This window comes from Candidatus Frankia nodulisporulans (assembly GCF_902806475.1).
GTDB classification, from domain to species: domain Bacteria; phylum Actinomycetota; class Actinomycetes; order Frankiales; family Frankiaceae; genus Frankia; species Frankia umida.
Genome location: NZ_CADCWS010000174.1, coordinates 1 through 9,423 on the forward strand (window position 1 = coordinate 1; position 9,423 = coordinate 9,423).

At 71.4% G+C, this 9,423-nt stretch carries 7 protein-coding genes; 3 read left to right on the plus strand and 4 right to left on the minus strand.

The window, feature by feature from the left end:
* Positions 1-45: 45 nt before the first annotated feature.
* On the minus strand, positions 46-1,428 hold the full coding sequence (locus G6R24_RS14905) for a glycosyltransferase family 2 protein (RefSeq protein WP_225438554.1): 1,383 nt from the start codon (positions 1,426-1,428) through the stop codon (positions 46-48).
* Positions 1,429-1,874: 446 nt separating this feature from the next.
* On the opposite strand from G6R24_RS14905, the gene G6R24_RS14910 reads away from it, so the two are divergent.
* A complete protein-coding gene (locus G6R24_RS14910) occupies positions 1,875-2,237 on the plus strand; it encodes a DUF5999 family protein (protein ID WP_163549854.1) in 363 nt (120 codons plus the stop codon).
* Positions 2,238-2,467: 230 nt separating this feature from the next.
* Positions 2,468-3,976: a bifunctional phosphatase PAP2/diacylglycerol kinase family protein gene (locus G6R24_RS14915; RefSeq protein WP_163549855.1), complete on the plus strand. Its 1,509-nt coding sequence runs from the start codon at positions 2,468-2,470 to the stop codon at positions 3,974-3,976.
* 59 nt (positions 3,977-4,035) lie between these two features.
* On the opposite strand, the gene G6R24_RS14920 is transcribed toward G6R24_RS14915, so the two are convergent.
* From G6R24_RS14920 to aceE, 3 genes are all read right to left on the minus strand, one after another.
* Positions 4,036-4,872: a hypothetical protein gene (locus G6R24_RS14920; protein WP_163549856.1), complete on the minus strand. Its 837-nt coding sequence runs from the start codon at positions 4,870-4,872 to the stop codon at positions 4,036-4,038.
* Positions 4,869-5,075 (minus strand): hypothetical protein, encoded by a 207-nt coding sequence (locus tag G6R24_RS14925; RefSeq protein ID WP_163549857.1) that lies wholly within the window; start codon positions 5,073-5,075, stop codon positions 4,869-4,871. Before G6R24_RS14925 ends, G6R24_RS14920 begins: the two co-directional genes overlap by 4 nt.
* An 870-nt stretch (positions 5,076-5,945) precedes the next feature.
* Positions 5,946-8,705, minus strand: a complete 2,760-nt coding sequence (gene aceE / locus G6R24_RS14930; protein WP_163549858.1) for a pyruvate dehydrogenase (acetyl-transferring), homodimeric type — start codon at positions 8,703-8,705, stop codon at positions 5,946-5,948.
* Positions 8,706-9,024: 319 nt separating this feature from the next.
* Between aceE and G6R24_RS14935 the strand changes: the two genes are divergently transcribed.
* Positions 9,025-9,423, plus strand: a 399-nt coding sequence (locus G6R24_RS14935; RefSeq protein WP_163549859.1) for a secondary thiamine-phosphate synthase enzyme YjbQ, incomplete at its 3' end; no start/stop codon positions are given.

Below are 9,423 nucleotides of genomic sequence, written 5' to 3' on the forward strand. Positions count from 1 at the left end.
GACCATGGTGGGGGAGCCGTCCGGGGTTCCGTGGGTGGAATGGCGTCAGAAGCCGAAGGTCCCAGGGGCGGACCGGGCCGTCTCCCGGGCAGGTCCGCCGAGTGCTGACGCCTCGGCGGACGAGGTCGACCGGGCCGGTGGCGTCCCGTTGGCCAGCGGCGTCGGGCCATCCGAAGGGCCGCCGGACGAGCCGCCGCCAAGCGGACGGTCCGCCGGTGGCGGCGTCGGACGGGCGGTGGCGCGCTGGTGTTCGCCGCTGGGTCCGGCTGTGAGCAGGCGAAGGAAGAACGAACCGAAGGCGGTCTGGGCGCCGAGCACCATCAGCGTCATCGCCAGCAGCGCGGGGCGCATCTCGTCCAACGGGCCAAGATCGTTCGCGAGCCAGCGGATGAGGACCACGACATCGACCACGAAGCCGAAGCCGAACAGCAGCCCGCCGAGTGCCAGGCCACGCTCCAGGGTGAAGGACCGGTGGATCTGCGGCAGCGGCCAGCGGCGCCGTTCGGGCCAGCCAGCGGTGTGGTTGTGCACATCCGCGCAGACACCGAGCAGCACCACCTGCCAACCCAGCAGCGCCGTCAGGGCGAACAGGACGCTGAAGTGCAGATCCAGCCGGTGGAAGCCGACATCGAGGGCGCCGGGCAGCAGCACGGCCTGGCCGAGCAGGCCCAGCACCAGCAGGACGAGCCCGGGCAGCACGAACAGGTGGCGCGGGGCGAGCAGCAGCATGAACCGCAGGTGGCGCCAGCCGTCGCGCAGCGAGTGCAGCTTCGAGTCGCCCACCCGCGGGTGGTAGGTGATCGGGACCTCTTCGATCCGCAGCTCGGCCCGGCCCGCGGCGATCACCAGCTCGCTGGCCAGCTCCATCCCCTCGCAGCGCAGCCGCATCCGCAGGTACGCCTCGCGGCTGAACGCGCGCATCCCCGAATGGGCGTCGGACGAGCGGACGTCGAACAGGCGGTTCAGGACGCCGGTGAGCGCCGGGTTGCCGACATAGCGGTGCAGCCAGGGCATCGCCCCGGGCAGGATGCTCCCGGCGAACCGGGAGCCGAGCACGTAGTCGGCGCGACCGGCGCGCAGCGGGGCGAGCAGCGCGGACAGATCGGAGAAGTCGTAGGAGTCGTCCGAGTCGCCCATCACGATCAGCCGGCCGCGGGCGGCGGCGAACCCGGCCAGGTAGGCGTTGCCGTAGCCGCGCCGGGACTCCGGCACCACCCGGGCGCCGGCCGCACGCGCGACCTCGGCGGAGTCGTCCGTCGACCCGTTGTCGACGACGACCACCTCACCGGAGGCGCCAGCCGCCGCGAGACCGGCCACCGCCTTGCGCACGCACACGCCGACCGAACCCTGCTCGTTGAGGCACGGCATCACCACCGACACCTCGATCGGCCGTGCGGGCGCCAGCACGTCAGCCTGTGCACCCTCCATTGTGCGTACCCCCTCCATGGGCGGGCGGGCCGCGGAACACGGCGGGACCGACGCGAGTCATTGTGGCCGCCGACGCCAGCGTTCGCCGGGCCGCAGCCCCGTAACCTACCGATCTGCCCACCAGGTTCGGATACCGGTATCGGAAGACAGACACGCCGTGACCTGTACAGGGATGCCCGGATGTGGGCCTGCTTGCGTCATCGCAGGTCAGTATGGGTGGCTGGTGAGGACAGTCCCCACTGGTACGTCCACGGACCGGGCAGCGGACAGACACGCCAGGCCCTTCACGTGCGCCTCGGTGTGACGCTTCTTACGAGGAGGCGTAACGTCTGGTGCTCGTGCAAGGTGTTCGTGTTTCAGACGAGTCGCAGGCGCCCCAGGTGCTTGGCGACGACCCGGATCCCTCTTCTACCTCCACCGGCGCCGCGGCCCCCTCGGTTGCCGCCGTGCCCGCCTCGGCCGACGCCGTGGTCGCCTCGGTCAACGCGGGCGCGCTCGCCGGTTCGGCCGGCTCGGCCAGAGCCGGGGGCCCGACCCCGCACGGGGCCGGTCCACCGCCCTGCGACTGCCCGCACTCGCCACCCTGCCCCGCCGCCGACGACGTCGACCGCGACGCGGCCCGGCTCGCCAGCGAGCACTGGGACCAGGGCTGGTGCCTGCTGTGCAACGGCGTGATCCGTTTCGAGGACACCGGGGAGATCCTGCCGACCGGCCGCACGGTGGAGCCTCGACGCACCCCGCCTCGAGCGGCGTCCTTTCCTTTCACGCCGGCACCGCGCCGGGCCGGTCACACCGCTCTGCCCGTCTGAACCGACCCGGGGCATGTGACGTTCGCCCCTGATGATCGGACGGTGGCCCAGCTGGGTACGGTGCGGTCGTGGCGGTGAGATCGAAGGACTCGCGGGCAGTGGCAGCGGTCGCCCGCGCCGGAACGGTGTTCCGACGCGGGGCGGATCGCCGCGAACCATCAGACTGGTCAGGACTGCCGGGACTGCCGGGGGGTGGCGAGGGGCCGGGGCTGCGGCGGGCCCGACTCCTGATGCGGCGTGACATCGCGGCTGGTCAGACGTTTGCCGCGGCGTTCTCGCGGGCGGACCGGTCGCTGTTCACCGCGCTGGCCGGCGGGCGGCCACTGATCGACCCGCTGTTGCCCAAGCTGTCCCACGCGGCCGACCACGGCCTGCTCTGGTGGGGTGTGGCCGCCGCGCTGGGCACGACCAAGGGGCGGCGCCGGCCGGCGGCGGCCCGGGGTCTGCTCGGCCTCGGTGTGGCCAGTGTGATCGCGAACGGCCCGGCCAAGTTCGTGTTCCGCCGCGACCGGCCGCCGACCCACGGCATCCCGCCGCTGCGTCGGCTCTCCCGCGACATGTCCACGTTCTCCTTTCCGTCCGGGCATGCGGCGTCGGCGGCCGCGTTCGCCACCGGTGTCGCCCTGGACGCCCCGGCCGCCGCGGTGCCGGTGGCCGCGCTCGCCGCGGCGGTCGCGTTCTCCCGGGTGTACGTCGGTGTGCACTACCCCGGGGACGTGCTGGCCGGTGTGGCGCTGGGTGTCGGTGCGGGGCTGCTGACGACCAAGGTGATGCCACGCCGACCCTGGGCTCCGGCCCGGGCGAGTCCGGCGTCGGCGTGGGCACCGGCCCTGCCCGACGGTGAAGGTCTCACCGTGGTCGTCAACTCCCGTTCGGGCCAGGGGCATCACGACGACCTGGTGGCGGTGTTGCGCGCGGATCTGCCGCGGGCCCGCGTCGTCGAGGTCGGCCCGACCGAGGACATGGGCGACGCGCTGGCGAAGGCGGCGGCGTCGTGTCGAGTACTCGGGATCGCCGGCGGCGACGGCAGCATCAACTCGGCCGCGCAGCTCGCGGTCGCCCAGGGCAGCCCCCTGGCCGTCTTCCCGGCCGGCACGCTCAACCACTTCGCCGCCGACCTCGGTCTCAACGGCGCGGGTGACACGGTGCAGGCCATCCGGACGGGCTCGGCGGTCGCCGTCGATCTTGGGTACGCGGATGGCATCTCGGCGAAGTTCGACCGGATCTCCCGCATCTTCGTCAACACGGCGAGCCTCGGCGGCTATCCCGACATGGTCGCCCTGCGCGAACGGTATGAACGTCGGCTCGGCAAATGGCCATCGATGATCATCGCGTTGAGCTGGGTGCTGCGCCATGAGACCCCGTTCGAGGTCGAGATCGACGGCGAGCGACGGCGGGTCTGGCTGATCTTCGTCGGCAACGGCGTCTACCATCCCGACGGCTTCGCGCCGACCTACCGCAGCCGCCTCGACGAGAGCAGACTCGACCTGCGGGTCGTCGACGCCGCGGCGCCGCTGGCCCGGGCCCGCCTGATCGGCGCGGTGCTCACCGGTCGGCTCGGCCGCAGCCGGGTCTACGAGCAGCGCACCGTCGAACGGGTGCTGATCGCGTCCAGTGAGGCCAGCCCGCTGCCCTTCGCCTGCGACGGCGAGGTGACCGAGGGCGTCGACCGGATCGTGATCGCCCCCAGCTCGGCCCGTCTGATCGTCTATCGCCCCCGCCGGGCCGGCGAGGCCTGACGACCTTTCCGCCACGCCCCGCCGGCCCGCCGGCCCGCCGGTCCGGTGATCCCGCCCGGTCAGCTACCGCGGTGCTGCAGCGGGACGAGAGTGTGCAGTGGCCGGGTGAGCTGGGTGAACTGGTCGGTGTCGAGGAGGTCCTCGACGAGCAGGGCGCAGGCGAGATCCGCGCACAGCTCCATCACCCGGTGATCCTCACCGGAGTCGAGGCCGGCCCGTCGCCCACGGCAGTCCGGGCACAGCCGCCAGAATCCCTCGGCGGCGCTGCGGCGCACCAACGTCCAGACCCGGCGCCGGCCGGTGACCACGGCGCTGGCGAACGCCGCGTCCATGGCCTGCTGGTGAGCGGTGTCATCCCGGGTGAGCGCGCTGACCAGCAGGCCGTCGTAGACCTCGAGGCTGTCCGGGTTATGGCAGCGACCGGCGAGCACCGGCAGGGCCGCCAGGACCCGTTTGACGTCCGCCGCGGCGGGGCCGAGGTCAGGCTCGTGTGAACGAGCCCGCGGGTAGACCGTCCGCCATGGCCGCATCAGCGCCGCGTACTCGGCCCGGCCCAGGATCGGCCGCGAGTAGGAGGCGGCGACCGCGTCGCGCATCGCCCGCAGCGCGGTGGCCGCCACCGACGGCTCGACCGTCACGTACTGGGCGCCGGCCAGGTCATCGGCGTAGATCGCGCTGAGTGCGTCGAAGGCGGCGAGCACCTCGACGATCAGCGGCGAATCCGGTGACAGCGCCTTGTCCCGCGCCGCGGCCAGATAACCGGAGTTGCGCCAGGCACCGGCCAGCGCGCCCAGTTCGGTATCGCTGGTGTGCACAAGCTGGGCGAGGATGCCGAGGATGCCCCGCAGGTTGGGATGCTCCTCCAGCCGTTCGATCCGACGCGCCCGCAAGATCATGCCGCCCACCAGGCGGCTGTCGGGACCCCGTTCAACTTGTCCTCCTCGACCGTCACGGCGTGGTCCTCCTCGACCGTCACGGCGTGCACCGGGCAGCCGTCGTCCACATCCTTGCGCGCTGTGCCGGTGAACCGGGGGCCGGCGTTGATCAGCCGGCCGGACCGGATCTCCACGTGGCCCGCGATGTCGCGAAGACCACGCACCGTTGTTCTCGGACACCGTAGCGGCGTGTGGTGGCTGATGAGGGGAGTGCCACACACAGCCGGTCCGTGGCTGCCTACTCCACATCGCCGATCTCCGGATGCCACGCTCGTGAGACTAATGATTGGCGACCCGATGTGGAACTCGTCGTGCCATTCGGTGGGGCATGACAGTGCTGGTCTGGGGGTAGCTCCGCGTTGGACGGGCCGCCCTGCGCAGCTGGCCCGCGCCGCCTCGCCCGCGCAGCGCCATGCGGCGTTCGTCACTGACTGCGACGATGGTGCCGGTGTGCGTTGGCCCGCCCGCACCCCGCCTCACCTGCGCCACCCGCTGTGCCCGGCCGGATGCCGAGCCGTCTCGCCCGTCCGGTGCGCGGCGTACCGGACCGCTGGCGGAGAAATTTTTCCCTGGTTCACCCTCACCCGGCCCGTCGCGCCGCCCGCGTGGGCGCCTCCCCCCGACCGTGCCGGTCCGAACGGGCTCCCCCGCGGCTCCCCGCCGGCGCCCGGTGGTCGACGTCCGGGTGGCCGCGTCGCCCTGGCGGGTTCCGTAGTCCACCCGGGAGGCCCAGCGGGGTTCCGGTGTGCGGCCCCGGGGCGCCCACGGGCGGCCGCCGCCGGTGGCCGCGCACCGGCGAGTGGGTTCCGAGACGTCCCGGCCGAGGCCGTTCCCGCGTTCGTGGCCGCCACGCCCGGCACATCGGGTAGCCGGATCGTGCCCGCGGCCCCCGTGGGCCTCACCTCGCCACTTTCGAAGTCGTAAAGATCCGCCGGACGGGCGGTGGGGACGGACGCCGACACGTCTCGGGCCCGCACCGGAAGCCATGACGGCTGCCGATGCGGGCCCGAGACGATGCGTGCGACCGGGGTCGGTCAGGCGTCGGGGGTGTCGCGCAGGCCGAAGCGGCGGATCGCGTCCTCGACCGTGCTGGCCTTGACCTCGCCGGCCCGCACCAGGGATTCGAGGGTGGCGACGACGATGGACTCGGCGTCGACCTTGAAGTGGCGGCGCAGGGCGGCCCGGGTGTCGGAACGGCCGTAGCCGTCCGTGCCCAGCGAGGTGAAGGGCTGCGGTACCCAGCGGGAGATCTGGTCGGGGACGGCACGCATCCAGTCGGAGACGGCGACGACCGGGCCGGGGGCGCCGTCCAGGACACGGGTGATGTACGGAGCGGGGCCGTCGGCCTCGGGGTTGAGCAGGTTGTCCTGCTCACGCTCGAGCGCCTCGCGCCGCAGCTCGTTCCAGGACGTCGCCGACCAGACGTCGGCGGCGACACCGTAGTCGCCGGCGAGCAGCTCCTGCGCGGCCAGTGCCCAGTGGATGGACGTGCCGCTGGCCAGCAGCTGCGCCCGCGGCGCGGTGCCGCCGTCGGAGCCGCCGTTGGGTCCGCCGCCGGTCAGCGCGGTGGCCCGACGGAACAGGTACAGGCCGGCGAGGATCTGGGCCGGGTCGAGACCCTCGGGCTCGGCCGGCTGCGGCACCGGCTCGTTGTAGACGGTCAGGTAGTAGAAGACGTTCTCGTCGCGCTCGCCGTACATCCGGTCGAGGGCGTCGCGCACGATGTGCGACACCTCGAACGCGAACGCCGGGTCGTAGGAGATGCAGGCCGGGTTGGTGCTGGCCAGCAGCAGCGAGTGGCCGTCCTGGTGCTGGAGCCCCTCGCCGTTGAGCGTGGTGCGCCCGGCGGTGGCGCCGAGCAGGAAGCCCCGGCCGAGCTGGTCACCCAGAGCCCACATCTGGTCACCGGTGCGCTGGAACCCGAACATCGAGTAGAAGACGTAGACGGGGATCATGAACTGCGCGTGGGTCGAGTAGGACGTCGCGGCCGCCATGACCGAGCCCATGCTGCCGGCCTCGCTGATGCCCTCGTGCAGCATCTGCCCGGACTCGGACTCCTGGTAGGACAGCAGCAGTTCGCGGTCGACGGCCTCGTACCGCTGCCCGTGCGGCGAGTAGATCTTCGCCGTCGGGAACATCGCGTCCATACCGAAGGTGCGGGCCTCGTCCGGGATGACGGGGACGAAGCGCGGCCCGAGGTCCTTGGTCTTCATGAGGTCCTTGAGCAACCGGACGAACGCCATCGTCGTGGCCACCGGCTGCTTGCCCGAACCCCGGCGCAGCTCGTCGAAGATCTTCGCGGGCGGCTGGGGGAGCGGCTTGGCCCGCACGACCCGCTTGGGCATCGAACCGCCGAGGCCGGCCCGACGCTCCCGCATGTACTGGATCTCCTCGGAATCCTGCCCCGGGTGGTAGTAGGGCGGCAGGTCGCCGGTCAGCGCCGAGTCCGGGATCTCCAGGTAGAGCCGGTCGCGGAACTCCTTGAGCTCCGTCTTGGTCAGCTTCTTCATCTGGTGGGTGGCGTTGCGGGCCTCGAAGTCCTTGCCCAGCGTCCAGCCCTTGATGGTGTGCGCCAGGATGACGGTGGGCTGGCCGGTGTGCTCGGTGGCCGCCTTGTACGCCGCGTACAGCTTGCGGTAGTCGTGGCCACCGCGGGAGAGCTTGCGCAGCTCGTCGTCGGAAAGGTCACCGACCATCCGGCGCAGCCGCGCGTCCGAGCCGAAGAAGTGCTCACGGATGTAGTCGCCGGACGAGGTCGAGTACGTCTGGAACTGCCCGTCCGGGGTGGTGTTCATCCGGTTGACAAGGACACCGTCGGTGTCCTTGGCCAGCAGCGGGTCCCAGTCGCGACCCCAGACAACCTTGATCACGTTCCAGCCGGCGCCGCGGAACAGCGACTCCAGCTCCTGCATGATCTTGCCGTTGCCGCGGACCGGACCGTCGAGGCGCTGCAGGTTGCAGTTCACCACGAAGATGAGGTTGTCGAGCTCCTCGCGGGCCGCGACGCCAAGGGCGCCGATCGACTCCGGTTCGTCCATCTCGCCGTCGCCCAGGAACGCCCACACCCGGCTACCGGAGGTGTCCTTGATCTGGCGGTTGAGCAGGTAACGGTTGAAGCGTGCCTGGTAGATGGCGTCGATCGGGCCGAGCCCCATCGAGACCGTGGGGAACTCCCAGAAGTCCGGCATGAGGCGCGGATGCGGGTAGGACGACAGGCCGCCCGACTCGCTCTCGCGTCGGAACGCGTCCAGCTGGCGCTCGGTGAGCCGGCCCTCCAGAAAGGCCCGCGCGTAGATACCCGGCGAAGCGTGACCCTGAATGAAGATCTGGTCGCCGGAGTCGCTGCCGGGGGAGTGCGACAGATGGTCCTTGCCCCGGAAGAAGTGGTTGAATCCCACTTCGTAGAGACTGGCACTCGAGGCGTAGGTGGCGATGTGACCACCGACGTTGAACTCCGGGCGGTTCGCCCGGCTGACCATGATGGCCGCGTTCCACCGGATGTAGGCCCGGATGCGGCGTTCGATGTGCTCGTCCCCGGGGAACCAGGGCTCCCGCTCCGGGGGAATGGTGTTGATGTAATCCGTACTGGTCAGGCCGGGAACGCCGACCGCCTTCTCCCGGGCTCGCTCGAGCAGCTTCAGCATGAGGAACCGGGCCCGGCCGCGGCCGGACTCCTCGATGACCGCGTCGAGGGACTCCAGCCACTCGCCGGTCTCCGCGGGGTCGATGTCGGGCAGCTGGCTCGGCAGACCATCGGTGATGATCGAGAAACTCCGGTTCGTGTCCTGCGCCACGCCTTCTCCTGCTCCTCAAGCTTCCGGGGCCGTCGGACCACGCGGGAAGATCCTCCCCACGTGGGCGGCGGCCCATGTGTCATGCCTCGTGGTCTGACCTCGTCCAGGCCGGCGGCGCCCCGGATGCGGGGGCGGCCGGCCACCGCTCGGGCACACGCCTTGGTTCCATCGTGCTCCGTCGTCGGGACGTCGTCACGTACGTCTCGGTTACTTTTGAGTAGTGAATCGGGCGATGGGCGTGGCGTTGTTGACATGTCGTCCGCGTCGATGCCGCGCTCACGGCACTTTCTGCGGCACAATCACCGTGATGGACACCCGGATGAAGACCACCACGGTGACCGTGCACACCGGCCATCGTGAGTGTGTGGTGGATCTCACGGCGAGTGCGGCGCGCTTCGTCGCCGATTCCGGTGACGGCCTGTTGTCCGTGTTCGTGCCGCACGCCACGGCCGGCCTCGCCATCCTGGAGCTGGGGTCCGGTAGCGACGCCGACCTGCTCGCGGCCCTGGCCGAGCTGCTGCCCGCCGACGATCGCTGGCGCCACGCCCATGGTTCGCGGGGTCACGGTCGGTCCCATGTGCTGCCCGCGCTCATCCCGCCGTCCCTGACCGTTCCGGTGCTGGCCGGTCGGCTCACCCTGGGTACCTGGCAGTCCATCGCCCTGGTGGACCTCAACGTGGACAACCCCGACCGTACGGTCAGGCTGTCCCTCATGGCG